Raw genomic sequence first — 26,931 nt, 5'->3', positions numbered from 1 at the left:
TCCTCATTCCTCTTCGCGTTTCATTTGCAAAAATATCTCGATTTCATCAATAGAGAATCCTTTTCGATATAACGCTTGTTTCATCTTGTTTTCAAATGTCCATCCATCATGCTTCTTATATTTCTCATAATATTTATTCCCATGATAGTGTAACGCTTCTTGTTGCTTTTCGTCATCTTTTTCGTCTTTCAATTCTTCCAAACAAATTTGAATTACTTCTCTAGAATATCCTTTTCGAACAAGCATCTCATCTAACTTTAGTTTCATTTGTAAAAAAGAATGTTTTTGATAAGATTTTTTCTTCTTCTCTATGAGAAACAAGGCATTCTCAATTTGCTTTTCCTTCGGATATTCTTGTAAACTATGTGTAATAATTAAATCCTGAACACCTTTATTTAATAACTCTCTTTTAATAACAGTTGGACCTTTTCGATTCACATTACTTTGCGTTCGCGTATATAAAACAGCATACTCTTTATCATTAATATATCGGTCATGTAATAATTTCGAAACGACTTCAGAGATGATGGCCTGTCCCACTTCTTTTTTTCGTAAAAAATCTTCTATTTCTTGTTTTGTTCTCATTTGATAGGATAAATAGGAGATTGCTTGTAAATATGCTTTTTGTACTTCTTCATTGTACAAAATATTCCCTAACTCGATTTCATCAATTTCTAAGCCCTTTTGTAATCCATGTTTTATTAAGATTACTTGATCCACACTAAATCCGTACTCTTCGCCTTGACCTTTATCAATATAAATATTAAATCGTTCTTTCGATCGTTTTTGTACTTCTATTTTTGTAATGACAGCCATACTCTCACCTCTCTATTATTTTAACATAGTCGAGGAACATTTTTTCTTTTCAAGAATATATATAATGAGGAGGAAATACTTGTGAAAATCGCAATTTCTGGTGGTACAGGCTTTATCGGTAAATCCCTTTCTACTTTTTTTATTCAAAAAGGATATACTGTTTACATTCTCACACGAAAAAAAACTACTGAAACTTCCGACCCTAACCTTCAGTATGTTCAATGGACACCAGATTTACAAACCTTCCCCCTCTCTTCTATTGATGTAGTTATTAATCTAGCCGGAGAGTCTATTAATAGTAGATGGACAAAGCAACAAAAGAAAGCCATTTTAAACAGTAGAATTCAAACAACAAAAGGACTCATTAAACAATTGCAGGGACTCCATACAAAGCCACACACATTTATTAACGCAAGTGCTATTGGATACTACGGAACATCTGAAATAGAGTCTTTTACAGAACAGCATGAGACTCCTGGAAATGACTTTTTAGCAAATACAGTATATTCATGGGAACAAGAAGCATCTAAAGCACGTTCTCTCGGAATACGAACAATCTACGCAAGATTTGGAGTCGTATTAGGTGCAAATGGAGGAGCTCTTCCAAAAATGCTACTTCCCTATCAATTCTATATCGGCGGCACCATTGGTTCTGGGAAGCAATGGTTATCATGGATTCATATAGACGACGTCGTTCGTATGATGGATTTCATCATACACAAAAAAGAAATTGATGGTCCTCTTAATATGACAGCACCAACACCCATAAGAATGAAGGAATTTGGAGAAAACATTGCAACTATAATGAACAAGCCTCATTGGTTGCCTGTACCTTCATTTATCATTCAAACTTTATTAGGTGAAATGAGCATACTTGTACTAGAAGGGCAACGTGTATTACCCATTAAGGCAATTGAACATGGATACCAATACACATTTCCGGCAATAGACCATGCATTACAAAATATACTTTCGCATACAATGTAGTACTTCTAAAACACAATTTTACATGGGCTCTTTCAAAACTTTCATTTTCTAGGATCCGAAGCATTACCATACAAATAACCTTTCAGTTACTTTCCCTTAACTTCCATTAGCATTATAAAGTAACAGAAATGAGGTACCTATGAAAATATTGCTCAAACAAGCCATTGTATACCCTATTACATCTCAAAAGTTTCAAGGCGATGTACTCGTTACAGGAGAGCGAATTACCGAGGTCAAACCTTTTATTCAACCTACTCAAGATATGACCGTTATAGATGCACGAGCACTCCATCTCTTACCTGGCTTTATTGATGTCCATACTCACCTTGGTCTCTATGATGAAGGCACTGGTTGGGCTGGAAATGATGCCAATGAAACATCTGAAGTTTCAACACCACATATTCGTTCTTTAGATGGAATCCACCCTTTGGATATCGCCTTTCAAGACGCTGTACAAAACGGAATTACAACCGTCCACGTTATGCCTGGCAGTCAAAATATTATCGGGGGGACTACTTGTGTAATAAAAACAGCTGGAACTTGTATTGATCATATGATTATTCAAGAACCTGCTGGTTTAAAGATTGCCTTTGGAGAAAATCCTAAAAAAGTCCATAGTAATGGAACAAAAGAATCCATTACACGTATGGGGATTATGGGGTTACTTCGGGAATCATTCTATGAAGCACAACACTACGGGCACGAAGCTGATTTTCGAATGCTTCCTATTTTAAAAGCATTACGTCGTGAAATACCCGTACGTATCCACGCTCACCGAGCAGATGATATTAGTTCTGCGCTACGCTTTGCAACGGAATTCAACCTCGATCTACGTATTGAACATTGTACAGAAGGACACTTTCTTGTTGAAGAGCTTTCGAAACATAATTTGAAGGTTTCAGTTGGTCCCACTCTGACACGTCGTTCTAAAATCGAACTAAAAAACAAGACATGGGATACTTACCATATATTATCTAAAAATGGTGTGGAAGTTTCTATAACAACAGATCATCCTTATACACCCATTCAATATTTAAATATTTGTGCCGCTGTCGCAGTAAGAGAAGGATTAGACGAGAAAACAGCACTAGAAGGAATTACCATATTCCCAGCGCGAAATTTGCGTTTAGAGGATAGAATTGGAAGCATCGAGGTTGGAAAAGACGCCGATCTCGTGTTATGGACTCATCATCCTTTCCATTATTTAGCCAAGCCTGTACTAACTATGATTGATGGAAAAATAATTTACAAAAAAAATAAAAAAAACTAGTTTATTTTTTTGACTAGATAAAGTATTATACGATTATAAACTGAATGAAACCATAATCAATTTGTGTCGTGATTATCATTTTCAAATTGATGAATGGGGAAGGCAAATGGTGCGCCACCAGCGTTAGAAACTGGTTCTAGTGGGTTCGATTCCCACCCCGAAATTTTTTAAAGATTGATATAAAAATTTCTGAGGGTGGGGTGTTTTTTCGTCATGCTACCCTCGTGTGAGGAGGAGTTAGTATGTTGAAAAAACGCGACTTACACGACAGCCACGTTCTATACGAGTTAATGGTGGATCCAGCTGTCTTCCCTTTTGTGCGTCAAAAGGCTTATTCTTATGAAGAATATTTATTCTTAACAAAACAAACGATTGAAGCTGAAGAGCGTGGTGAATTAATTTCACGCACAATTTTAGATGAATGGGGTAACCCTATCGGAACAATTACTTTATTTGATGTGCAAGAAAAAGCTGGATTTCTCGGGACATGGCTTGGTAAACCATATCATGGAAAAGGCTATAATAAATTGGCAAAAGATTCATTTTTTAGTGAACTTTTCTATGAATTAGATATTGAAACAATTTTCATGCGTATTCGTAAAATAAATATTCGTTCTATTAAAGCTGCAGAAAAACTGCAATATGTGAATCTAGCAAACGAAACAAGAAAAGCCGTATATGATGAAATTAACGCAAACGAAGAAGTATATAACTTATATGAAATTCCAAAAGATCAATACACACTTGCTACAATGCGAGATACAACCTTCCAAGATGCTCATCAATTAAAAGAAGCATAATCTAAATTTTCTGAAATGATAATCAATCATTAACATTTTCCATATGCGTATATCCCCTCATGTCTTTGGAAACGATAAATAGTAACTTTAAGACACGAGGTGATTTGTAATGGATAAAAAGAAACGTGATAAAGCAAAAAACACATTATCTAGTACACAAGAAGTTCTCTATCAACGCGAATTTCAAAAAGCAGATCGTGCAGCAGGATATCGCTCGAAAAGCATTTAAAGTGAAAATGAATAATTAGAAGTTTCCCCCCTAATTATTCATTTTCATTACATAATTTTCTCGATTGATAAAAGTAAGCAAAAAAGCCCCTTATACATAAGGGGCTTTTTTTGCTGTGGACAACTTTATCCACAAAACCAACAGAATTGTTAGTAATTTTCAAAAACATTTAATATTTTTCTATATTAAAGCATATATCAGCTGTTTTAATTGTGGATATTTTTCTAAAAATTGTGGACAATGTGGATATAGTTGTTAATATTCCGACTTTACTGTTTAATGAAAGCGCAATCCTTTTGTGGATAACTGGCTGAATTTTCTTTAAAAATAATAAAGAACCCTCTTTACATATACAAAGAGGGTTTCATATTAAGTAAAAGATTGTGCAAGAGCAGGTGATTTAATAGGTATATGACGCGGTTCTGCATGATTTTCTGCCAAAATTGCATCTACAATATGACCAGCTGGCTCTGGAAGATAGATGCTTTTCATTGCTTCTTTCATTTGAAGAAGCTTCACATCATCTTGTAATAATGCCTCTGTTTTTGCAAAAACCTCACTATCATCGCGAATGACAACTGCTGCTCCCTTTCTTTCAAAGTACATCGCATTTTCATTTTCTTGTCCTGGAACAGGCTTATATAAAATGACAGGTACTTGCAACGCTGCTGCTTCACTTAATGTTATTCCGCCTGGCTTCGTAATCATACAAGAAGTAACACGGAATAATTCATCAATATTTTCAACATACCCAAACACTTTTAATGCATCGGAATTTTGCTTCTGTAAACTTAATAAATCCTGTTTTAAAGCTTCATTTTTCCCACAAACAACAACTACTTGTAAATTAGGCACTGACATAAATGATTGGCATAGTTCTTTTACATTTCCTAATACCCCATGAGCACCTGCTACAATTAGTAAAATCTTTTTATTCTTACATAACTGATATTTAGTATATATGATTTCTGGATTTACCTTTAACTCAAAACTACTCCGAATTGGAATTCCTGTTTCAACAATTTGTTCCGCAGGTACACCGATATCAACCATCAATTCTTTCACATGATCCGTTGCAACAAAATAACGATCTACTTCTCGATGAATCCATATTTTGTGCACGCAAAAATCCGTTAATACGTTATAGACAGGAATTGAAATACCTGTTTGTTTCTTCAATTCTGGTACAGCGATAATTGGAAATGTATTAATTACAATATCTGGTTTCTCCACCTGTAATAGTGTTTTCAAACGTTTTCTTCCAAAGTTCGCATACCAAGATGCTATTTTCTTATCATAAATTTTTTCTACCCCGTAATAAAACAAACGATATAATTCTTTTCCTATTGTATAACTTTTTAAATATAGATATTTTGTAATGTCAGTTATAAATGGATGTGATTCTCCAAACAAGTCGCATACAATAACATCTTCAATTCCTTTTTGGCGAAATGTTTGTTCTAATGTTTTTGCTACTTGCACATGACCATTACCGTAATGTGCAGTTAATATTAAAACCTTGGGGTTTTTTATCAAACAAATCCACTCCTAGCTTTTTGTTTCTCCATATTGCATATACGACAATAGGAAAAACATTTTCCTTAAAAATTACATAAACAGATTCTAATAATTCCCTTTCAGCTATGTACCTGTCGTGGATATGCAAAGCATATAAGATTGACCCCTTAATCCTATCTGTGCTCATATCTTTACATTATACTTTCCTATAAGAGCTTTCGCAATAACTTACAAATGTTCTCTATTCCATGATACTCACTCTTTTACTTCTTAATTCTTTTTACTATTTTGATTTCCCTTTACAATTATGTAAATTTCTCCATTTATTCCGTACAAAATTATGGATATTCTACTTTCAGTATACTCTTTTATCAATATATACTCTAGATTTTATTGTAAAGAAAGCAAAAAGCCTAATCCAATATTTGGATTAGACCGCTTGTAAAATATATTTAGCATGTTCTACATTTTTCTCAGTAGGTGGTTCTACATTTGCGAGTGGATACTTGTGTCCAAGCGCCTCCCATTTATATACACCAAGCTTATGATATGGTAACACTTCAACTTTTTGAACATTAGACAGACTTTGAATAAAGCTAGATAGTTTTTGTAGATCCTCTTCATTATCCGTAACACCAGGAACTAATACGTGTCGTACCCAAATCGGTTTATTCTTATCCGATAAATAACGAGCAAATTGTAAAATATGTTCATTTGGTTTCCCTGTTAATTTACGATGCTTTTTGGAATCGATATGTTTCAGATCCAATAAAACTAAATCTGTATAATCCATTAAAATATCTAGCTTATTTCGGAATTCTGGTTCCTCAGAATAACAACCACCAGAAGAATCGATTGTTGTATGGATACCAGCCGCTTTACACTTTTTAAACAACTCAATTAAAAAGTCTAGCTGTAATAATGGCTCTCCACCGCTAACTGTTATACCGCCTCCGGAAGCTTCAATAAATGGAAGGTAACATGTCACATCCTGCATCACTTCTTCAACTGTTATTTCTTTACCTTTACCGATTTCCCACGTATCAGCATTATGACAATATTGACAACGTAATAAACACCCTTGTGTAAATATGACATAACGAATCCCCGGGCCATCAACAGTACCACAAGACTCTACAGAATGTATTCTTCCTTTTACCATGTTACTTCCTCCTTTATTGAAACAGCCTCCCTTCGCTATATATTAAGAGTAAAGGGACACCTTTTTTCATTTACATGCTTTCATGCATTGTACGGTTAATTACATCAATTTGTTGTTCACGAGTTAATTTAATAAAGTTTACAGCATAACCAGATACACGAATTGTTAATTGTGGATACTTCTCAGGATGTTCCATTGCATCCATTAATGTTTCACGGTTAAATACGTTAATATTTAAGTGGTGCCCTTCTTTTACTGCATAGCCATCAAGCATTGATACTAAATTACGTACTTGTACATCATCTTCTTTACCAAGTGCTTTCGGAATAATAGAGAATGTATTAGAAATACCATCTTGTGCATCTTCATATGGTAATTTAGCCACAGATAATAATGAAGCTAATGCACCTTTTGTATCGCGTCCATGCATTGGGTTCGCACCTGGTGCAAATGGTTCTCCAGTACGGCGGCCATCTGGAGTATTACCAGTTTTCTTACCGTAAACAACGTTAGATGTGATTGTTAAGATTGACATTGTATGAACAGAGTTTCTGTATGTTGTATGTTTACGAAGTTTATTCATAAATGTTTTTACAAGATTTACAGCAATCTCATCTACACGATCATCATTGTTACCGTATTTAGGGAAATCTCCTTCAATCTCGAAGTCAACTGCAATACCATTTTCATCACGAATTGGTTTTACTTTTGCGTACTTAATTGCACTTAATGAATCTGCTACTACAGATAGACCAGCGATACCTGTTGCCATTGTACGAAGAACGTTTGTATCATGAAGTGCCATTTCAATACGTTCATAGCTATATTTATCATGCATGTAATGGATAACATTTAATGTGTTTAAATATAGACCCGCTAACCATTCCATTGTCATATCAAACTTATGCATAACTTCTTCATAATTTAATACTTCAGAAGTAATTGGTGCGTACTCAGGACCAACTTGTGCTTTTGACTTTTCATCTTTGCCACCGTTAATCGCATATAATAATGCTTTGGCTAAGTTTGCACGAGCTCCGAAGAACTGCATTTGTTTACCGATTCTCATTGCAGATACGCAACATGCAATACCGTAATCATCGCCGTATTCAGGACGCATAATGTCATCATTCTCATATTGAATTGCTGATGTTTTAATAGACATTTTCGCACAGTAGTTTTTAAAGTTCTCTGGTAATTGTTTAGACCAAAGAACAGTTAAGTTTGGTTCTGGAGCTGGTCCTAAATTATCTAATGTATGCAAGAAACGGAATGAGTTCTTTGTTACTAATGGACGACCATCTAATGCCATACCACCGATAGATTCAGTTACCCAAGTTGGGTCACCAGAGAATAATTCATTATAATCAGGTGTTCTTGCGAATTTCACAAGACGTAATTTCATAATGAAGTGATCGACAATTTCTTGTACTTCTTCTTCTGTTAAAGTACCATTTGCTAAATCTCTTTCAATGTAAATATCTAAGAATGTAGAAGTACGTCCAAGACTCATTGCAGCTCCGTTTTGTTCTTTAATCGCTGCAAGGTATGCGAAGTATAACCATTGGAATGCTTCTTGTGCATTTGTTGCTGGCTTAGAAATATCGAAGCCATGAGAAGCAGCCATTTCTTTTAACTCTTGAAGTGCACGCATTTGCTCAGATAACTCTTCGCGTAAACGCATTGTATCTTCGCTCATTACACCACCAGTTAAATTCAAATCAGCTTTTTTCGCTTCAATTAAATGATCAATACCATATAACGCTACTCGGCGATAGTCACCGATAATACGTCCACGTCCGTATGCATCTGGAAGACCAGTAATAACACCTGATTTACGTGCATTTCTCATTTCTGGTGTGTATGCATCAAATACACCTTGGTTATGAGTTTTTCTCCACTCTCTAAAAATACGACTAAGTTCTTTATCCATTTCGTATCCATAAGATTCACAAGCTTGTTCTGCCATACGAATACCACCATATGGTTGTAAAGAACGTTTAAATGGTTTATCAGTTTGGAAACCGACTACTTTTTCAATATCTTTATTTAAGTATCCTGGGTCATGTGATGTAATAGAAGAAACAATTTTTGTATCCATATCAAGAACGCCACCGTTTTCACGTTCTTTCGTTGTTAAATCCATTACTTGATCCCAAAGTTGTTTCGTTGCTTCAGTTGCTTCTGCTAAGAAAGATTCGTCCCCTTCGAAAACGTTTACATTATTTAAAATGAAATCGCGAACATCAATCTCTGCTTTCCATTTTTCACCTTTAAAGTTTTCCCATGCGTTTTTAACATTTTCTAATACTTGAGTCATCCTAATCTCCTCCATTTTTGATTAGTACAGGACTAAGATTTTTTATATAACAGCTTACACACTTAGAATACTACTTTTTTACGAAAGTGAACGAAATAGTTGTGACATGTTTGTGAAATGTTGAGCAAACTACTATATATATAGTGTTAACTTCATTTAAAAGTCTTTAAAATTAACCCTTTCCTTAATTGTATTTTTTTGGTATCCTTATATACGAGTCCTATTTTGTAATATAAGAACAATACCCATTGTAGAGCTGTAATACTCTTATCTCCTAATCTGTTATAGTTTTTATAACAGAACAAAAAAGTGTACACATGTTGTACACTTTTTTTGTTACTTCTATAAAACATCTCTTTTTCTATTGCCATCATAGAATCCGCCACGATTGTCTGTTAATGCAATTATTTGATCTAGTCCTTCTATATGATCACCTATAATTCGAAGTACAGCTGGTGGATGACCTATTTTAGCAAAATGTTCACTGGGACGAATACGGTTCATCTTATCGACCTCAACACGACTTACACATGCAACTTCAAATCCTGAAAGAATAGCTTTCACTTGGGCTACACACGGCGCCAGTAAAGATCTATACCCAATTTCTTTCAAACACTTACGGCTAAACGCATTCGGTACAGCGATAAGAGAGCCTACGCCTAGATCTTTTCTATCACAAGCTAAATTTAATGCATATTTAAATGCAGTTACAAGATGAAGCGGTACTCTTAAATCTAAATAATGATTTAGATCATTTAATGCAACATCTGTTCCATCTGCAATAGCTTTCGCAAAAGGATATAGCTCACTCGCTGGAATAACAAAATCGCCATCTATAAATAACACAATTTCTCCTTTTGCAAAATACGTTCCAAGTGAGCGCCCCACATCATTTCCGAGTGCTTCTTTATATACAATTGTCGTTGCCCCTTTGTCTTTTGCAATTTTTTTCGTTTTATCTGACGAACCATTTACGACAACGATAATTTCGAAGGGTTCAATTTTGCGAAGCTCTTCTATAACGTTTCCAATTGTTTTCTCTTCATCTTGTACGGGAATAACAACCGATAGTTGCTTTCCTTTATAGAAATCAGATGTAACACCCCACCCTTGATAAAACTCTTCAAAACTTAAAGTATGATAGACACTATCCCTTTTCCTATTTCCATCATAATATCCTCCGCGCTCATCACTGCTTAATATCCGTTCTGCTACTGCTTCTATATGATCACCTATCATTCTTTTTTCAGATTGGGAAAGATTTGTCCCATATGCAGCATGCTGGAATGGACGAAATTTATTCGGCGTAATAACGTCAATAGCACAATGACGACTAATTCTCCATTTACTTTGAACTAGGCGTAAATGAGCCACAATAGGATTAACAAAACATTCATATCCGATGCTTTGAACGACTTCTTTCGTCAGCGCATGAGGTACATCTAATAAAGAATTCATTTTTAATTCTTCACGCTCTAACATTGCATTTAATATTTGGCGCCATACTGTAATAGAAGTGGTTTTTTGCCTTTTTAAAAATAATGCATCCAAATTATTTAAAACTACATCTGCCTGATCGTATAAAATCGGATTAAGGAATAATTTTAATTTTGAAGTTGGAATAGCAAAATCACCATCTATGAATAGTAATACATCACCTATCGCATGTTTTGCGCCGACTGCACGTCCAACATCGTTCCCTAGTAGCTCTGTATGCTTGATTACTTTACACCCTAAACGATCTGCAACATCTTCTGTTCCATCATTACAACCGTTTGCTACTACAATGATTTCTACTGGATTTAATGGTCTTACCGATTGAATAACGTCTGAAATCGTATCGACCTCATTACATGCAGGAATAATAACAGATAATGACTTAGCCATTGTTTTGTTCACGAAACCACTTAATTGTTTCCTTCAATCCGTTTTCCCACGTTACTTTCGCCTGAAATTGAACAAGCTCTTTTAATTTTGTTACATCTGGTCTTCTATTTGGAATTTCTTCAAAACCATGAGGATATACTTCTTCAAAAGGCACTTGGACAATCTTCGAAGAAGAATTCGTTAATTTTTTAATTACTTCTGCTACTTCTTTTATGCTCTTTTCATTCTCAGAACCTATATTAATAATCTCACCATTTACCTTCTCATCCATTGCCCGAATCGTTGCCTCTACCGCATCACTTACATACGTAAAACAACGTGTCTGCTTTCCATCTCCATATACGAGAATGTCTTCTCCTTGCAGTGCCGCGCGGATAAATCGCGGGATTACTCCTGCATATGGACCATCTTTCGCTCTTGGACCATAAATATTAAAGTATCGAACAATCGTTACTGGTAAACCTTCTAATGCGTACCCTAAACATAATGTCTCTTCCAACGTTTTACAAACTGCATAACTCCAACGAATTTTAGAAGTTGCCCCGTACAATCGATCTCCCTCTTCAGAGAAAGGCGGCTTGGCCTTACCATATACTTCTGAAGTAGAAGCAAAAACTACTTTCTTCTTTCCTTTTAACGCTGCTTGTAAAACATTTCTTGTCCCATCAAAATTCGTTTCTATGAGCTCTATACTTTTTTCCATTGTTGTTTTCACACCTAAAATTGCTGCTAAATGAAACACGACATCATGCTGATCTACTAATTCATAAATAGAATTTTTATCTAAAACACTTATTGGAATAACACGGATTTCTTTCATTAACTCTTTATGGTACTTATTTTTACCTTTATAAAAGTTATCCACAACAGTGACCTCATAACCTCTTCTCATCAACTCTTCAGCTAAATGCGACCCGATAAATCCGGCCCCACCTGTAATTAAACATTTCTTACTCATTTACTCACCTTCTTTACAATCCCGCGTGTATCTATTACTCGATCCATTCCTTTAAAAAGCTTCCAATCAATATTAGAATGATCCGTTAAAATTAAAATACAATCCGCTTTTTTAACTTTTTCTTCATCTAAAGAAACAGATTGGTACACCTTATCTCCAATTTCTGCGGAAGAAATATAAGGATCATGATATTCTATCTCGTATCCTTGATTTCTTAATAATTGAATAATCGGTAACGCTGGTGATTCTCTCAAATCATTTACATCTTTTTTATACGCAATCCCTACAATTAACACCGTTGCAGGTAATTGCACCACACTTTTTACTTTCCGGACCATTTTCTCTGGCATTTCTTCATTAATTATATGTGCAGCCTCAATTAATTGACTAATTGCCCCATTCTTTTTTATTCTCCATTGAAAATATAAAGGGTCTACGGGAATACAGTGTCCCCCTATCCCTGGCCCTGGCCAATACGGAGTAAACCCAAATGGTTTTGTAGATGCCGCTTCAATGGCCTCATAAAAATCAATGCCTAAACTTTCACATAGTGTGTTTAGTTCATTTACTAAAGAAATGTTAACTAAGCGCTGAATATTTTCAAATAGCTTGCACATCTCTGCTACTTTCGGAGAGCTAACAGGTACAACTTCGTCAAAAATGGTACTATATAAATCCTGTACCTTTTGTTTACACTTTTCTGTTTGTCCACTAATAACTTTTGGAATAGCTTGAACTGAATATTGACTATTTGCTGGATCAATTCTCTCAGGGGAATATCCGATATAGAAATCTTCCCCTACCTTTTTACCATTTTGAGAAATAATAGGTAGGATGACTTCTTCAAGTGTGCCTGGATATGTGGAGCTTTCAAAAATGAAGGTTTGTCCTTTTTGAAGGTTTTGTTGTATATAATGCGAAGCTGAAATGAGGGCACTTAAGTCTGGTTCTCTTTGTTCATTAATTGGAGTCGGGACAGTGACAATAACATAATCACTATTTTGAAAATCAGCAATGCCTTGATCCGGTGTATTTACTGTTAATTTTTTTTTCGTCAATAAACTTTGTAACTCTTTAGAAGAAACATCCGGAATATAACTTTCTCCTTTTATAATTGAGTCTATTTTTCTAATATCTTTATCTAATCCAAGTACTGTATGCCCTCTTTCTGCAAAATGTACCGCTAAAGGAAGGCCAACATACCCTAGCCCAATAATAGCTACTTTACTACTATTCATTTGTATTCTCTTCTTCCCTTCTCAATTGTTGAATTACATCTCTATCTCTATCTCCATCTGTAAAACCACCACGTTCGTCCGTACATTGTAATAAATACGCAACCGCTTCAAGTTGATCACCGAAAATACGATCAAATGCTGAAATACGCCCATTTACAAATTCGTGTTGCTCTGGACGTACGCGATTTGTTTTTATAACATCTACTAACTCTACTGTTGTAATAGAGAATCCTTCTAAAATAGCTTTCACTTGTGCTAATGGCGGAATGATAAGGGAATCATATCCTATTTTCTCTATTACCTTCTTATGAATGGCATGTGGTACAGCAGTTAGTGAGTTATTCCATAAATCTGGTCGTTTCGCTATCAAATTCACAAAGTATTTTCCCATACTAATTGGATCTGCTGGATGAAACATATCTAATAAGCATTGTAAATCATTTAACACCACGTCATTTCCATCTTCAACAGCATGTAAAAATAGAGTGAGTTTTTTTGCTGGAATAACAAGATCACTATCAACGAATAAACAAATATCTGCCGTAGCATGCATGGCACCTATTGCTCGTGCTACATTATGTCCAAGCGCCTTCGTAAATTCAACAACAATAACATTCTCTAGCTTTGCCTGTTTAACAGTCTCAACATCTGCTCCATTCGCGACAACTATAATTTCATCTACACCTGCTTCTTTCACTTCTTTTATAACAGACCTTATGGTTATTTTCTCTTCTGATACTGGGATAATGGCACTATATTTCGCTTTATTCTTTTGTAATAAAACTGGTTTATACTTTCCTACAAACTCTCTATCTCTATTGTTCTCTGAAAAACCACCGCGTTTACCATATGTTTCGATTACGTATTGTAAAGCTCGCAAATGATCACCCATAATACGACTAGTCGCTTTCGGATAAGGAGAGCCAGGTGATGTACCAGTATGCACAGGTCGAACTTTATTTGTGTAGATGACATCAACTGAAGCCATATCAGAAATATCTACTCCTCTAGACATCGCCATCGCTTGAAATAATGCTGGATCTGCTAAATTCCACCACCCCAGTTTTTCAATCACTTTACGACTTATCGCATGTGGTATTGCAATTAAAGATCCTACAACAAACTCTTTCTTGTTCAAATAACGATTTAACATATATTTTCCAACCGTCGTATAATGCGGTCTCATCTTCAAGTAAACGGACCATGTTAAATTATTTAAAACAATCTCATGCCCTTGTCGTATTCCTTTAATAAAATTGTATAATTCTTCACTTTTCATGACGATATCACCATCTAAAAACAAAACAATCTCACCTTTTGCTTCTCTAGCACCAATTGCCCGTCCCACATCATTACCAAGAGAATCTCTATAATAAATCACACGGCAATTATGCTGTAATGCTATTTCCTTCGTCCCATCTGTAGATCCATTATCTACTATGATAACTTCATATGGTTCGAGTTTTCTTACCTCTACTAAAACTTTTGATAAAGTACTTGCTTCATTATGCACTGGAATAACAACTGACACTCTCATACTTGTATCACTCTTACCCTTCCAAGCGAACATAAGCAATAATAGGAATACGCACAACTACATCTTCTGGTGGTCCATAAGAAGGAGAAGTACGAACAATTACTGCCCCATCCGTCACAGATAAAAGAACGCCTGCAATGATTTCTACAGCTGTCACAACTTGCACTAGTTCGCCAACATGGTTACGTAATTCATCAGTAAATAACATATATAAGTCTCCTTTCTTACGCTTCTTTAATTGATATAATACTTATAAATGGTAATAAAACCTCTGTTCCTATTCCTTCTTGCAATGTTAAGAAGTCATCACCAACTGCTACAATAACACCTGTTAATTGTCCAACTGTCACCGTAATTTCTACGTTTTTACCTAAATACTGCTTTGCAATTTCTTTAAAAGGTGATGTATTGCATTCTTTTAAAATGTTACAAATAATAGATTGAAATCTACTTGATTCAATAACTTCTTCCGTAGCTTGCTTAGAGTTTCTTTGAATAAACCTCGCGAAGTTTTGTGAAAATAAAAGTCTTTCCACAGCAGGCAATAACTTATTATCTAAAAAATAATCTAATTGTCTATTAAACAATCTTGATAATTTATGCCAATATTTTCTGAACAGACACATACACTTCTCCTCCTATTATTTTTAGATTATAAAATTTTACATCCATACATCTTAATGTATACAAAATGGATATTTTTGTGATAGGTAAGACATACATTTTCTAAAAGAAATATTTGTTTCAGAGCATAAAAAAAAACTATCCAAAAGGATAGTTTCTTACACTTCAATATTCCGCAATATCGAATAAATGTCATTATTCACTTTACCAAATGATTTAATATTATTTTGAATGTTAGATAATAAAACAACATATACACTACCATTTTTACTAAATCCGTTTAAGCAATTCCAACCTGGCATTACACCATGATTCGAATAGCTTCCTGGGTCTACGTACCATCCAAACCCGTAATCCTTTTTTCCACCCGTAAACATTTGATCGTAACTCTCTTTTGAAATTAATTTTCCAGAGTATAACGCCTCATTAAATAAATATAAATCATGTGCACTCGTATATATATCACCACAACCATAAAGTTGTGACATGCTTGGAATATTAGGTGTTGTCATATTATTATTTACTATTTTATAACCCGTTGATGGGAATCTTGTTTGTTCTAACGCTGTGCCAAAGCCAGAATGTTTCATACCCGCAGTAGCAAAAATATGTTGTTTAATATATTCTTCGAGTGACTGCCCACTTACCTTCTCTGCAATATAAGCAAGTATAGAGTAGTTCGAATCAGAATACTTCCACTTCTCTCCCGGACCACCAATACGCTTTTGATTTCCTATCCGCTTTATCAGTTCTTCATGAGAAATATCTTCTTTTCCCTGCTCATATTCGGGAATCCCTGATGTATGTGTTAATAGATGTTTTAGCTGAATATTATTACCTTGTGGAAAATCTGGAATATACTTCGCAACAGTATCTTCTACTTGTAATTTATTTTGATCTTTCAATTGCATAATAGCAGTTGCTACAAACGCCTTTGAAATAGAACCAATATAAAAAGTCGTCTCTGAATTATTCGGTACTTGCTGCTCTTTATTTGCCATACCGTACCCTTTATTCAGAAGAACTTTTCCGTTCTTCACAATAACAGCTGTCCCGCTAAATCCTGCGTTTTGTAAATACTGGTCCAATTGAGCGTTTTCATTAATTTCTTGAGGTGGTCCTTCAGCAGGTTTCTCCGCTGCTTGCGCTTGCTTCATTTGTTCTTCCTGCTCTTTTTGTTTTTGCTTCTGTACTTCTTGTTTCTTTTTTTCTTCTTTCTTTTTTAACTCTTCTTGTTTCTTCATTTCTGCTGCCGCTTTTAAAGTTTCTTCTTTCTTATTATGCGCAACAATTTTTGTATACATGAAATATACAAGTGATAATAGTAAGACGAGAATGATTGTTCTTTTTATGTATACAATCGGCCGATGTGCTTTCCCATTCGCATTATTTTTTTCCTGATCCATAATTGCTTTTTTCCCCTTACTCACCAATAATTTAATTCCTCTACTAAAGATTCGTTTTAGTAGATTATGGATAATCCATTCTATATCATCCCTACTTTATCACGCACTGCACATATTACCAACCTATATGTACAAAAAAGAAAAAGAAAATTTACAAAAGTAAGATTCCCGTTAAATTATTAACAAAAAAAAGAGGATATCCTCTAAAAAATTGATGTTATCAATCTTTTGGGACATCCTCTTATCTCATTATTTATACGTGTTTTTTCATATCATCGGCAACAGATTCAACATTTGTACCTACGATAACTTGTACACTAGTATTACTTAATTTCATAACACCTTTTGCACCAGCACGTTTTAATGCTGCTTCATTTACTTGACCAGCATCTTTTACTTGTAAGCGTAGACGTGTTGCACAGTTATCAATAACTGTTAAGTTTTCTTTTCCGCCTAAAGCTGCTACGTAAGTTTCACCAATTGAACCTGCAACTGGTGCATCACCATCTTCAACTAACTCATCGTCATCTTCACGACCAGGAGTTTTTAAATCGAACTTCTTAATTAAGAAGTAGAATACTATGAAATAAATTGCTGCGTAAATTAAACCGATACCTGCTAGTAAGACTGGTTTTGTTGCAATACCGAAGTTTAAAGCATAATCGATTGCACCGGCACTAAATGAGAAACCATCATGAATGCCAAGTGATGTTGTAATGAATAAAGAAAGACCTGTTAGTACAGCATGAATACCATATAATACTGGTGATAAGAACATGAATGAGAATTCAATAGGCTCTGTAATACCAGTTAAGAATGAAGTTAATGCTAGACCAGCTAACATACCAGTAACTGCTTTACGCTTTTCTGGTTTAGCAGCTGCAATCATTGCGAAACATGCTGCTGGTAAACCGAACATCATAACTGGGAAGAAACCAGTCATAAACATACCTGCTGTTTTGTCACCTGCAAGGAAACGAGCAATATCACCATTAACAACATTACCTGCTGCATTTGTAAAGTCCCCAAATACAAACCAGAAGTATGTGTTCATTACGTGGTGTAAACCAATTGGGATTAATAAACGGTTTAATAAACCAAATAATCCTGAACCAATTGCACCTAAATTAACAATTCCATGAGCTAATGCATCAATACCATTTTGAATTGTTGGCCAAATTTGTGCAAATAGAATTCCTAATATCAGCATCACAACTGATGTAACAATTGGAACGAAACGTTTTCCAGCAAAGAAACCTAACCATTCTGGAAGTTTAATCTTATGGAATTTATTATAAAGAAGTCCTGCTATAACACCAACAATAATACCACCTAAAACTTTCATATCTACTTTAGTCGATAATTCAGCAGCCTTAGATACTTGTGTCATTGTATCCGCAAGCTTAGATGGATCTACATTTGCGCTATTACCTATTAAATCTTGGACTTTACCTAATTTACCTTGTAATTCAGCAGTTGAATACCCTTTGCTAAGTGCATCAATACTATTTTTCATAACAAGATAACCAATTGCACCTGCAAGACCTGCTGCACCACTACCATCCACTGAAAGACCGATTGCAATACCAATTGCAAAAATAAGTGCTAAGTTATCAAAAACTGCTGCGCCGGCCTGTGCCATAACAGGAATATCAAATACATCTGGTTGCCCTAAACGAAGCAATAATCCTGCTGCTGGTAGTACTGCGATCGGAAGCATTAAAGCTTTACCAATACGTTGTAAAAACTGCAACATTTTAATTCCCCCTAATTTAATTTATGAAATCGTTATCATTATAAGTGCGCTTTAGAAAACGCTTTCTATTACATAACCATAATAACATATAGTTGTATAGATGTGTAGTTTTTATTTCCGAACTTTTTATGGATAAATCTCCTATTTCCAAACTGTTATATAAAAGGAAAATTCTCCTTTTTAAAATACAGAATACTCGAAACGAAAGACCTATTATAGCACATTGAACTTTCGTTTTATCATTCCACTTTTTCATGTTATTATTTATTTCCGAGCATATCGGGAAAAGTAAACTTAGTTAATTCAAAATAGGAGCGTTGGTACTATGCAGTGCATTGAAACAAACAACTTACAACAGTTGTTAGAACAAGTAAAACCATATACAAAAAAAGGAAAACTTGCTACTTATATCCCCGAACTAGGAAATGCAAATCCAGACGATTTAGGGATTGCCATTTTCCATAAAGAAACAGAATATATCCATGCAGGCAACTCACAAACACTATTTACTCTTCAAAGTATTTCCAAAGTAATTACACTTGCCCTTGCCCTTTTAGACCGTGGTGAAGAATATGTATTTTCTAAAGTTGGAATGGAACCAACGGGTGACCCATTTAATTCTATTATTAAGTTAGAAACGACAAGTCCGTCCAAACCCCTTAATCCAATGATAAATGCAGGAGCATTAGCTATTACAAGCATGTTAGAAGGAAAAGATAACGAGGAAAAAATGGAACGTATTCTTCATTTTGTACGTGAAATAACAGATAATCCTACTATTAATTATTCCTCTAAAGTTGCCGATTCAGAACTAGAGACAGCTTACCTAAACCGTTCACTTTGTTATTATATGAAACAAAACGGAATTATCGATTGTGATATTGAAGAACTTATGGATTTATATACTCGTCAATGCGCAGTTGAAGTAAACTGCATCGATTTAGCACGTATCGGCTTAATTTTTGCAATGGATGGATATGATCCATATAAAAAGAAACAAATCATCCCTAAACATATTACAAAAATTTGCAAAACATTTATGGTCACATGTGGTATGTATAACGAATCTGGTGAATTTGCAATTCGTGTTGGTATTCCTGCAAAAAGCGGTGTAGCCGGTGGTATTTTTGGCTGCGTAAAAGGAGACATGGGAATCGGTATTTTCGGACCAGCTTTAGATGCAAACGGAAATAGTATTGCTGGTTTTAAAATTCTTGAACTTCTTTCTGCTCAAGAAGGTTGGAGCATTTTTTAATCGCGAGTTATCCTGCTATACTAGCAGGATTTTTTATTTCGCCAAAACCTCAATTTTGCGAGTTATCAATCTTCTTATAAAAACAGTGCTGAAAGTTTCTCTATATCATGCATATTTGTTCCCCCCTCCTGAATAATATAGTACAACCTAGCGCTATATGTGGAGGTGTGAAAGATGAAACTAATATTTCAAATGGGAAAACAACCTGTTCTTGAAAAAACAATCCTTCTTTTTATATTGAGTATTGTAGAAAGCTTGAAGTTAAAAGTTGTTTCACTCGACGAAGCTCACCGATACATATTCAATTTAGAAGTACTTGAATTATTAATGGATCGGAACATCGATGATCAAGTACTTGAACTTATTCATTTCGGGATGGGACTTGAAGACATTTATCACGTGCTTCCTGAAGAACTTGAGCATACGATTGAGGAATTAAAATGGCTTTGCATTCAAGTATTAAGTGAGTACAGTATGCATGAAGAATCGGAACAATTAATTGAAGATATACGGTAAAAAAGCACCTATGTAGGTGCTTTTAATGTTTTTTTAAACTATTTTTATACGCCTCAATATTTACTGGTAGCTCTTCCTCTTCCAAAGTATGTTCATTTACATCTTTATGAATGAACGCACCTTTAGGTGGTTGATGATCATGCCCTTTTTTCTTATGATCAAATGCTTTCCCGCGTCCCATACAAATCCCCCTTTCTTAAAAGAAATCCGTATTAGTATGGAGAAAAGTACGTCGATATATGCAATCCCTTGCTGTATTTCCAAGGAAATACTCGAACCTTGTTTTCTACTCTCCTTACAACAACTGATCGATCCCAATAAGAATTAATAATACTTCTGCGATAATTGTCGCCCATTTCCCTAAGTATTCTGCTAAAAATCGTTTTCCTACATACGCAAAACCACTAATACAAATAAAACTAAACACCCCAGAAATAGTCGCTGTAAGCCAAAGATTTAAATTTGTTATCCCAGCATCAAATCCACCTGCAATATTATTAATAGACAACGCAATCCCTAATACAATTGCTTCTGAAAAACTAATTGTTTTAGAACCATCAAAATCTGCTTTTTCTGGATCACGTAAAATTCCCATAAGTACATTACCATCTTTAGAGCCTACGGTATTTCTTTGCCCCAAGAAAGGCTGGCACAAAATAAACACCCCGATTATCCCTAAAACTATCGCTCCAATCAGGTTTGCTGTAAACTCTGAAATAAATAACGCAATCCAGTTCCCAAAAAATCCAGCTAATAAAGTAAATAAAAACCCAAAAAATGCGATGATAAAATTGTTGAACCACGAAATTCTAATTTTACGAATGCCATATGCAATCCCAACACCTGCATTATCTAAATTAGAAGCAATCCCGATTAAAAAAATTGAAAATAGACCTGCCGTACTCATAAATAGCCACCCCTTTTCCTCACTTTTCCATGCATCTTATGAAAATGTTGAGCAACTGTGCCTGTCTGTTTCATATACATGTAATAAATGCTCAACATTTTTTCAACAATAAAAAGGAGTGCCTTCGCTATGCCTAAAGAAAATCCAAATGAGCGGCTTAGTAGATTAATAAAAAAACTTTTAAAAGAACGTGCCTTATCTATGCGCCAACTCGGAATGCTTACAAATATTGATCCCGCAACAATCTCAAGAATTATGAATGGCAAACAACCGCCAAAACAAAAACACCTACAAAAATTCGCAGAATGTCTACAAGTTCCACCCCAATTGTTATTTGATGAAATGTATCCTGATTCTCCTCACATTAATAAAGAAAAGACGGATATGTACACATCTCTTGATACCATTCAGCAAACTCTGCAATCCTCTAACTTATTCGATTTCGATTACACTACAACTCGCGTAAAACAAGAACTCGAAAATTACGAACGCTATGCCCAGACAACAGAAGGCGAAAAACGTATTCATGACAGTTTTGCAAGCAAATTAGAGCAAATTGATAGTGCTGGTCCTTTTATTGAACAATTAACAGATATGTATCAACAATTTTGTAATGAAACCATTTCAAAAGAAGAACGTGCAGTTCTTGGGAGCGCATTACTTTATTTCATATTATCGACAGATATTATTCCCGACTATCTCTTTCCAATTGGCTATTTAGATGATGCGATTGCCGTTGAATTAGCGAAAGAGAAATTAATTGAACTAAAACGAAAGACATAGAAAAATAAAGAACTATTTCAGTTGTTTATATTCAACACTGAAATAGTTCAATAAAAAATCGTACAAGTATACATACTCGTACGATTTTACTGTACAAATCTATTTTTCCGTGTGGCACCATTCATATATAAATGCTGTTATCACTTTTGTAAATTCAATTAACTGTTCAACTTCAACTTTCTCATTTACAGAATGTGCTTCTTCTAATGTACCTGGTCCATATATAATCGCTGGAATATGAAATTCACTAAACCAACCACCATCCGTTACCGTTGCAGACATATCTAAAATTGCATTTTTAGAAAGAATTGATTCATGTACTGAGCTAAGCGTTTTTACAGCTGTATGTTCACTATCTATTTCTAAAGAAGGGAAAATTTCGCCACGATCCACAATCATTGATTCTCCGCCCCACTTAAATTGTGGTGGATTTTCACTTAGCCATGGATCGGCAGCTGCTACTTTACCGATATACTCTTCAATTTCTTTTATTATTTGTTCATGTGTTTCATTCGGATAAAAGTGCACTGTTATCCATAACCGGCACTCATCCGCAATAAAAGCTGCATGTCTTCCACCCTCAATAACAGCTGGATTAATTGTTGTTGTTCCAGACGGATAGCCTTCATATGTTTTCATAACTGCCCAATGACGCTCTAATTCTTGCAAACTTTGCACAATTTTCATCATTTTTTCAATTGCACTCGCTCCAAATAAACGTCCTCCAGCATGAATCATTTGCCTACGCGTTGCATCATGAAACGTTTGAGGGCTTTTCACAGTAATCCAGCCAGTAATTACGCCGCCCTGTCCTTGCATATGTAAATTACTCGTATCCACTACGACTGCAAAATCAGCATCATAACCTCTTTTGCAGCATTGAAGTGTACCAGCTTCTCCAACTTCTTCTCCAATTACGGATTGAAAGATTAAATCTCCAGGTAATTCAATACCAGCTTCTTGTAATAGCTGAATAGCAAATAGCGCTCCAGCTAGTCCCCCTTTCATATCAGCTGCACCACGTCCAACTAACCAACCATCTTTTATAAATGGCTCAAACGGATTTGTTTCCCACGCCTCATCTGCCGATACTTCAGCTACATCCATATGTCCATTAATAATAAGACTTTTATATGAGTCACTTTTTGCCCCTTTTTTCACACCAACAACGTTCGGATCATTAGGATATACATCCCATTTATCAATACTAAAATTTCGTTTTCTTAAAAAATCTGCAACAAATTCTTGCGCTTCATTTGTATTTCTCGCTGGTGGTGCTGGTGTTTCAAAACGAATTAATATTTTTGTAAGTTCTAACAATTCCTCTTTCCTTGAATCTATTTGTTTTAACAACTGCGAAACTTCTGGATTCATCGCTAATTCCCCTTTACATACGTAGTATGTTTCCAACTTTATTTTCACAAAAAAAGAGACTGTTTACAAATCTTACAGTCTCCAAATTAATTCATATTAGAAGCTCTCTACTTCCGTCGTATTTGTCTTTTCAATATGTTCTACTTTACGTGCCTTATTTCTTGTCGCACGGTAAAACAGTAAACAAACAATCATAAATGGAATTCCGCAATACAATGCCATTCTTTGCTCTGGAATAAAGGCCATACCAATAATTACTGTTACATTTAATACTAGTGCAAGCAGTGGTACGAATGGATACAGAGGTGTTTTAAATTTCAATTCTTTCACATCCCCGCCCTGCTTTATGTATGACCTCCTAGCTAATAAGTTAGATAGAGCAATAGATGCCCAAACTAATATCGCCCCGAACCCGGCAATAGAAAGTAGCCATAAATAAACTGTATCTTCCGCATAAATACCTGATAGTAATGAAAGGCAACCTACAATTGTACTTACAATCAATGCATAAATAGGAACACCGTTTTTAGATAACTTACCAAAAATCGGACTAATCATTCCTTGATTAGACATAGACCATAGCATACGAGAAGTTGCATATAACCCTGAATTCGCAACGGATAGCACTGCTGTAATGATAACAAAATTTATAATATCTGCTGCATAAGGAATACCAATTTTATCAAATACAACTACAAATGGACTTTCAATTACTCCCGCTTGTTGCCAAGGGAATAGTCCAGCAAGAATAAAAATAGATAGTACAAAGAAAACAAGTATACGCCAAACTGTATTGTTAATTGCCTTCGGGATTGTTTTCTCTGGATTTTCACTCTCACCTGCTGCAATACCAACTAATTCTGTTCCTTGGAAAGAGAAATTAACTGCAATCATCGTAATTAAAATGGCTGATAATCCATTGGGGAACAATCCACCATACTCAGTATAGAACTAGAGAACATCGGTGCTGGCTCATTTCCTTTCATATCTAGAAAACCAAACATTGCTGCCCCACCTAAAATAATAAATGCAGTAATCGTAATTACTTTAATACTTGCAAACCAAAATTCAACTTCCGCAAAACTTCTTGAAGATAACGCATTAATAGCAAAGAGGAGTACCGCAAACACTACGCACCAAATCCATGAAGGTACATCAGGAAACCATCGTTTCATTAAAATACTAACTGCAATTAGTTCAATCCCTATCGTAGCTGACCAGTTTAACCATGACATCCATCCAACTACATAACCTGCTGCAGGAGAAATATGCTTTGTCGCATACGTTTGATAAGATCCTGCGTCAGGCATTGCAACAGCTAACTCTCCAAGACAGAGCATCGTTAAATACATAACAAATCCTCCAACAAGATATGCTACAATCGCTCCTCCAGGCCCAGCTTCATGAATTGTATACCCAGATCCTAAAAAAAGACCGGTACCAATAACGCCTCCAAGTGCAATCATAAATATGTGCCTGCTTTTCAATTCTCTTTTTAATCCTTGATTTTGATTCATCATATAAATCCCCCCTTTTCACTTTGTAAACCCATTTAATGTAAGCGTTTTTAAAATTATTCACCGTAAAAATAATGATTTAAAAGAGCAAAAATACACGTCACTTACATTAATCACTGCCTGTTACTAAAAGGTCATCCCTTACTGTTATTAATAACTTTTGATCAGCAATAGCTTGTCCTTCTACTACTTCTAATGATTCAATATAACCACTGATCCCTATCTTAATTTCTACTTTCTGTTTATCTATTGTTTCAATTAATGCTAATTTCTCCCACTCATATACGTAAGAACTTTCCGTAACAAATAACTTCTCTACTTTCCCGTAACAAGGACTATACACGCATTCTATAACCGTCTTCACTTTATACACTCCTCCTTCTTATTAGTTGGTACTGAAACGTTGCATATCCCTCCTTTAGATATATCAATTATTATTTATGCAAAATGCGTACCAATCTCCAATTCCTATTTAAAATGAAGGTTTCTCAAAAAAAAAACTTCATAACCGCAAAATTTTTCTATCATTTCAGAGATTTTAAAAGGAAAATAGCAAAAAATTTTTGCGATTTTATAAGAATTTTAATAAAATTATAAAAAGTCAGTCTTCATAGGGTGGAATGAGGAGAAGATAATCTATGCGTACAGAAGAAATTAATTTAAAACAGATCATTGAAATGAATATGCTATATGAAACTTTACTCAATGAACTCGACATCGGAATTCATATTATTAATGAGGAAAGTAAGACGATTATCTATAACCGCAAAATGATGGAAATTGAATCAATGGAGCGCTCAGATGTGCTATATAAAAGTCCTTTAGAAGTATTCGCATTTGAGGAAAATAAAAATAGTACTCTTATAGAGGCATTAAAATTTGGAAAAACAAAGAAAAATATAAAACAAACGTATTTTAACAATAAAGGACAAGAAATTACAACGATTAACGATACTTTCCCTATAATAGAAAATGGAAAAATTAAAGGCGCTATTGAAATATCAAAAGAAATTAGTAACTTAAAGCAAACGATAAAAATAGGTCCTTCTCGAAAACAAAGCACTAAATTTACCTTTGATCACATAATTGGTGATTCTGAAGCCATTCAATCAATCATTACAGAAGGAAAAAGAGTAATTCGTACATCTTCCTCCATACTTCTAGTAGGAGAAACAGGCACTGGTAAAGAACTATTTGCACAAAGCATCCATAATGAAAGTCAGCGTTCAACAAAACCCTTTATTTCACAAAACTGTGCCGCTATACCTGATACCTTAATGGAAAGCCTACTATTTGGCACAAATCGAGGTGCCTTTACAGGAGCAATAGATAAATCAGGCTTATTCGAAGAAGCAAACGGAGGAACTTTGTTATTAGATGAAATCAATTCATTAAGCCCAATACTTCAAGCTAAGTTGCTGCGGGCTATACAAGAAAAAACAATACGAAGAATCGGAGGTACACACGAAAAAGAAATTGATGTTCGCATTATAGCAACTATCAATGAAGATCCCTTTGAAGCCATCGCACATAATCGATTAAGGGAAGACTTATATTACCGATTAAGCGTCGTTACTTTATGTCTTCCGCCTTTACGTGAAAGAAAAGAAGATATTCCAGCTCTTGTTCAGCACTTTATTGAAAAATATAATACTCAATTCGGGCTCAACGTAACCGATGTAGATGTAAATGTAAGAGAATTTTTCTATGCCTACGATTGGCCTGGAAACGTACGGGAGTTGGAACATATAATTGAAGGTTCCATGAACTTGATAGAAGATGAAACCATCATTACAGCGTTTCATCTTCCTACTCGCTTTCGCGAACGAATAAAAACAGAATTCAATATGCAACATGCACTAACTACTCACAATACTGATGCACCTAAAACTTTAAAACACACAATAGAAAAAATGGAAAAGAACTACATTAACCAAATTCTTAAAGAGAATCATGGCAACATCTCACAAGCTGCAAAATTTTTAGGATTAAGTAGGCAAAACTTACAATATCGAATTAAAAAACTGCATTTACACATATGAAATAAACATGTCTCCAAGTGTAAAAATGA

At 34.9% G+C, this 26,931-nt stretch carries 25 protein-coding genes and 2 pseudogenes; 8 read left to right on the top strand and 19 right to left on the bottom strand.

Annotated elements, in window-relative coordinates:
* Positions 1–3 precede the first annotated feature (3 nt).
* The gene (recX, locus tag BC_RS02510; RefSeq protein ID WP_000268502.1) at positions 4–816 is read right to left on the bottom strand and encodes a recombination regulator RecX; all 813 of its coding nucleotides are present in this window, start codon (positions 814–816) and stop codon (positions 4–6) included.
* Between the two features lie 81 nt (positions 817–897).
* Between recX and BC_RS02505 the strand changes: the two genes are divergently transcribed.
* From BC_RS02505 to BC_RS02490, 4 genes are all read left to right on the top strand, one after another.
* Positions 898–1,803: a TIGR01777 family oxidoreductase gene (locus tag BC_RS02505; protein ID WP_000684382.1), complete on the top strand. Its 906-nt coding sequence runs from the start codon at positions 898–900 to the stop codon at positions 1,801–1,803.
* A gap of 139 nt (positions 1,804–1,942) precedes the next feature.
* Positions 1,943–3,073 carry an amidohydrolase gene (locus BC_RS02500; RefSeq protein WP_000698319.1) on the top strand — a complete coding sequence of 377 codons (1,131 nt, stop codon included), beginning with the start codon at positions 1,943–1,945 and terminating at the stop codon, positions 3,071–3,073.
* Between the two features lie 242 nt (positions 3,074–3,315).
* Positions 3,316–3,873 carry a GNAT family N-acetyltransferase gene (locus BC_RS02495; protein WP_000914737.1) on the top strand — a complete coding sequence of 186 codons (558 nt, stop codon included), beginning with the start codon at positions 3,316–3,318 and terminating at the stop codon, positions 3,871–3,873.
* 109 nt (positions 3,874–3,982) lie between these two features.
* Positions 3,983–4,102 (top strand): YfhE family protein, encoded by a 120-nt coding sequence (locus BC_RS02490; protein WP_000358482.1) that lies wholly within the window; start codon positions 3,983–3,985, stop codon positions 4,100–4,102.
* Between the two features lie 369 nt (positions 4,103–4,471).
* Here the strand turns inward: BC_RS02490 and BC_RS02485 are convergent, their stop codons facing one another.
* The 13 genes and pseudogenes from BC_RS02485 to BC_RS28265 form a co-directional block, all read right to left on the bottom strand.
* Positions 4,472–5,638, bottom strand: a complete 1,167-nt coding sequence (locus BC_RS02485; RefSeq protein ID WP_000594691.1) for a diglucosyl diacylglycerol synthase — start codon at positions 5,636–5,638, stop codon at positions 4,472–4,474.
* A gap of 412 nt (positions 5,639–6,050) precedes the next feature.
* Positions 6,051–6,782, bottom strand: a complete 732-nt coding sequence (gene pflA, locus BC_RS02480) for a pyruvate formate-lyase-activating protein (RefSeq protein WP_000238461.1) — start codon at positions 6,780–6,782, stop codon at positions 6,051–6,053.
* A gap of 70 nt (positions 6,783–6,852) precedes the next feature.
* Positions 6,853–9,102, bottom strand: coding sequence for a formate C-acetyltransferase (gene pflB, locus BC_RS02475; protein ID WP_000195472.1), 2,250 nt, complete (start codon positions 9,100–9,102; stop codon positions 6,853–6,855).
* A 152-nt stretch (positions 9,103–9,254) separates the two neighbouring features.
* Positions 9,255–9,476: a hypothetical protein gene (locus BC_RS02470; protein ID WP_002094217.1), complete on the bottom strand. Its 222-nt coding sequence runs from the start codon at positions 9,474–9,476 to the stop codon at positions 9,255–9,257.
* On the bottom strand, positions 9,445–10,989 hold the full coding sequence (locus BC_RS02465) for a glycosyltransferase family 2 protein (RefSeq protein ID WP_013141734.1): 1,545 nt from the start codon (positions 10,987–10,989) through the stop codon (positions 9,445–9,447). The genes BC_RS02470 and BC_RS02465 overlap by 32 nt, the downstream gene beginning before the upstream one ends.
* Entirely contained in the window at positions 10,982–11,947 is a 966-nt protein-coding gene (locus tag BC_RS02460; protein WP_000037020.1) for an NAD-dependent epimerase/dehydratase family protein, read from the bottom strand. Before BC_RS02460 ends, BC_RS02465 begins: the two co-directional genes overlap by 8 nt.
* Complete coding sequence (locus tag BC_RS02455) at positions 11,944–13,185, bottom strand: nucleotide sugar dehydrogenase (protein ID WP_001088925.1); 1,242 nt, start codon at positions 13,183–13,185, stop codon at positions 11,944–11,946. Before BC_RS02455 ends, BC_RS02460 begins: the two co-directional genes overlap by 4 nt.
* Positions 13,178–14,722, bottom strand: a complete 1,545-nt coding sequence (locus tag BC_RS02450) for a glycosyltransferase family 2 protein (protein ID WP_001266466.1) — start codon at positions 14,720–14,722, stop codon at positions 13,178–13,180. The genes BC_RS02455 and BC_RS02450 overlap by 8 nt, the downstream gene beginning before the upstream one ends.
* A 13-nt stretch (positions 14,723–14,735) precedes the next feature.
* Entirely contained in the window at positions 14,736–14,930 is a 195-nt protein-coding gene (locus BC_RS02445; protein WP_000899469.1) for a hypothetical protein, read from the bottom strand.
* A gap of 16 nt (positions 14,931–14,946) precedes the next feature.
* A complete protein-coding gene (locus tag BC_RS02440) occupies positions 14,947–15,348 on the bottom strand; it encodes a hypothetical protein (protein WP_000335530.1) in 402 nt (133 codons plus the stop codon).
* A gap of 156 nt (positions 15,349–15,504) precedes the next feature.
* Positions 15,505–16,752: a serine hydrolase domain-containing protein gene (locus BC_RS02435; protein WP_000371812.1), complete on the bottom strand. Its 1,248-nt coding sequence runs from the start codon at positions 16,750–16,752 to the stop codon at positions 15,505–15,507.
* Between the two features lie 253 nt (positions 16,753–17,005).
* Positions 17,006–18,508: an N-acetylglucosamine-specific PTS transporter subunit IIBC gene (gene nagE / locus BC_RS02430; protein WP_000938900.1), complete on the bottom strand. Its 1,503-nt coding sequence runs from the start codon at positions 18,506–18,508 to the stop codon at positions 17,006–17,008.
* A gap of 141 nt (positions 18,509–18,649) precedes the next feature.
* Positions 18,650–18,764: pseudogene (locus BC_RS28265) on the bottom strand (transcriptional regulator).
* Positions 18,765–18,833: 69 nt separating this feature from the next.
* Here BC_RS28265 and glsA point away from each other — a divergent pair.
* Together glsA and BC_RS02420 are read left to right on the top strand one after the other, a co-directional pair.
* Positions 18,834–19,763 (top strand): glutaminase A, encoded by a 930-nt coding sequence (gene glsA, locus BC_RS02425; RefSeq protein WP_001149861.1) that lies wholly within the window; start codon positions 18,834–18,836, stop codon positions 19,761–19,763.
* Positions 19,764–19,937: 174 nt separating this feature from the next.
* Entirely contained in the window at positions 19,938–20,279 is a 342-nt protein-coding gene (locus tag BC_RS02420; protein WP_000766604.1) for a DUF3969 family protein, read from the top strand.
* A gap of 22 nt (positions 20,280–20,301) precedes the next feature.
* Here the strand turns inward: BC_RS02420 and BC_RS27495 are convergent, their stop codons facing one another.
* Both BC_RS27495 and BC_RS02415 read right to left on the bottom strand, forming a co-directional pair.
* Entirely contained in the window at positions 20,302–20,460 is a 159-nt protein-coding gene (locus BC_RS27495) for a hypothetical protein (RefSeq protein WP_000532409.1), read from the bottom strand.
* A gap of 114 nt (positions 20,461–20,574) precedes the next feature.
* Positions 20,575–21,186 (bottom strand): manganese efflux pump, encoded by a 612-nt coding sequence (locus BC_RS02415; protein ID WP_000100722.1) that lies wholly within the window; start codon positions 21,184–21,186, stop codon positions 20,575–20,577.
* Between the two features lie 129 nt (positions 21,187–21,315).
* Between BC_RS02415 and BC_RS02410 the strand changes: the two genes are divergently transcribed.
* Positions 21,316–21,969 (top strand): helix-turn-helix domain-containing protein, encoded by a 654-nt coding sequence (locus BC_RS02410; protein ID WP_001123715.1) that lies wholly within the window; start codon positions 21,316–21,318, stop codon positions 21,967–21,969.
* Between the two features lie 99 nt (positions 21,970–22,068).
* Here the strand turns inward: BC_RS02410 and BC_RS02405 are convergent, their stop codons facing one another.
* The 3 genes and pseudogenes from BC_RS02405 to BC_RS02395 form a co-directional block, all read right to left on the bottom strand.
* The gene (locus BC_RS02405; protein ID WP_100655091.1) at positions 22,069–23,391 is read right to left on the bottom strand and encodes an acetylornithine deacetylase; all 1,323 of its coding nucleotides are present in this window, start codon (positions 23,389–23,391) and stop codon (positions 22,069–22,071) included.
* Between the two features lie 48 nt (positions 23,392–23,439).
* Positions 23,440–24,863 (bottom strand): annotated as a pseudogene (locus BC_RS02400) (amino acid permease).
* Between the two features lie 106 nt (positions 24,864–24,969).
* A complete protein-coding gene (locus BC_RS02395) occupies positions 24,970–25,224 on the bottom strand; it encodes a biotin/lipoyl-containing protein (RefSeq protein ID WP_000859480.1) in 255 nt (84 codons plus the stop codon).
* Between the two features lie 274 nt (positions 25,225–25,498).
* Here BC_RS02395 and BC_RS02390 point away from each other — a divergent pair, with 274 nt between their 5' ends.
* On the top strand, positions 25,499–26,902 hold the full coding sequence (locus tag BC_RS02390; RefSeq protein WP_001258445.1) for a sigma-54 interaction domain-containing protein: 1,404 nt from the start codon (positions 25,499–25,501) through the stop codon (positions 26,900–26,902).
* The last annotated feature ends 29 nt before the right edge of the window (positions 26,903–26,931 follow it).

The organism is Bacillus cereus ATCC 14579 (genome assembly GCF_000007825.1).
GTDB lineage: Bacteria > Bacillota > Bacilli > Bacillales > Bacillaceae_G > Bacillus_A > Bacillus_A cereus.
The sequence above is the reverse complement of the archived record's forward strand: the minus strand, read 5'-3'. Positions and strand labels throughout refer to the sequence as shown.

Excerpts from the sequence above, each read along its gene's own strand:
- recX (WP_000268502.1), bottom strand. The coding sequence starts at position 816 with ATGGCTGTCATTACAAAAATAGAAGTACAAAAACGATCGAAAGAACGA.
- BC_RS02440 (WP_000335530.1), bottom strand. The coding sequence starts at position 15,348 with ATGTGTCTGTTCAGAAAATATTGGCATAAATTATCAAGATTGTTTAAT.
- BC_RS02435 (WP_000371812.1), bottom strand. The coding sequence starts at position 16,752 with ATGGATCAGGAAAAAAATAATGCGAATGGGAAAGCACATCGGCCGATT.
- BC_RS02500 (WP_000698319.1), top strand. The coding sequence starts at position 1,943 with ATGAAAATATTGCTCAAACAAGCCATTGTATACCCTATTACATCTCAA.
- BC_RS02410 (WP_001123715.1), top strand. The coding sequence starts at position 21,316 with ATGCCTAAAGAAAATCCAAATGAGCGGCTTAGTAGATTAATAAAAAAA.
- nagE (WP_000938900.1), bottom strand. The coding sequence starts at position 18,508 with ATGTTGCAGTTTTTACAACGTATTGGTAAAGCTTTAATGCTTCCGATC.
- BC_RS02470 (WP_002094217.1), bottom strand. The coding sequence starts at position 9,476 with ATGATGGCAATAGAAAAAGAGATGTTTTATAGAAGTAACAAAAAAAGT.
- BC_RS02390 (WP_001258445.1), top strand. The coding sequence starts at position 25,499 with ATGCGTACAGAAGAAATTAATTTAAAACAGATCATTGAAATGAATATG.
- BC_RS02460 (WP_000037020.1), bottom strand. The coding sequence starts at position 11,947 with ATGAGTAAGAAATGTTTAATTACAGGTGGGGCCGGATTTATCGGGTCG.
- BC_RS27495 (WP_000532409.1), bottom strand. The coding sequence starts at position 20,460 with ATGGGACGCGGGAAAGCATTTGATCATAAGAAAAAAGGGCATGATCAT.
- BC_RS02415 (WP_000100722.1), bottom strand. The coding sequence starts at position 21,186 with ATGAGTACGGCAGGTCTATTTTCAATTTTTTTAATCGGGATTGCTTCT.
- BC_RS02445 (WP_000899469.1), bottom strand. The coding sequence starts at position 14,930 with ATGTTATTTACTGATGAATTACGTAACCATGTTGGCGAACTAGTGCAA.
- BC_RS02490 (WP_000358482.1), top strand. The coding sequence starts at position 3,983 with ATGGATAAAAAGAAACGTGATAAAGCAAAAAACACATTATCTAGTACA.
- BC_RS02450 (WP_001266466.1), bottom strand. The coding sequence starts at position 14,722 with ATGAGAGTGTCAGTTGTTATTCCAGTGCATAATGAAGCAAGTACTTTA.
- pflB (WP_000195472.1), bottom strand. The coding sequence starts at position 9,102 with ATGACTCAAGTATTAGAAAATGTTAAAAACGCATGGGAAAACTTTAAA.
- glsA (WP_001149861.1), top strand. The coding sequence starts at position 18,834 with ATGCAGTGCATTGAAACAAACAACTTACAACAGTTGTTAGAACAAGTA.
- BC_RS02465 (WP_013141734.1), bottom strand. The coding sequence starts at position 10,989 with ATGGCTAAGTCATTATCTGTTATTATTCCTGCATGTAATGAGGTCGAT.
- pflA (WP_000238461.1), bottom strand. The coding sequence starts at position 6,782 with ATGGTAAAAGGAAGAATACATTCTGTAGAGTCTTGTGGTACTGTTGAT.
- BC_RS02455 (WP_001088925.1), bottom strand. The coding sequence starts at position 13,185 with ATGAATAGTAGTAAAGTAGCTATTATTGGGCTAGGGTATGTTGGCCTT.
- BC_RS02495 (WP_000914737.1), top strand. The coding sequence starts at position 3,316 with ATGTTGAAAAAACGCGACTTACACGACAGCCACGTTCTATACGAGTTA.
- BC_RS02420 (WP_000766604.1), top strand. The coding sequence starts at position 19,938 with ATGAAACTAATATTTCAAATGGGAAAACAACCTGTTCTTGAAAAAACA.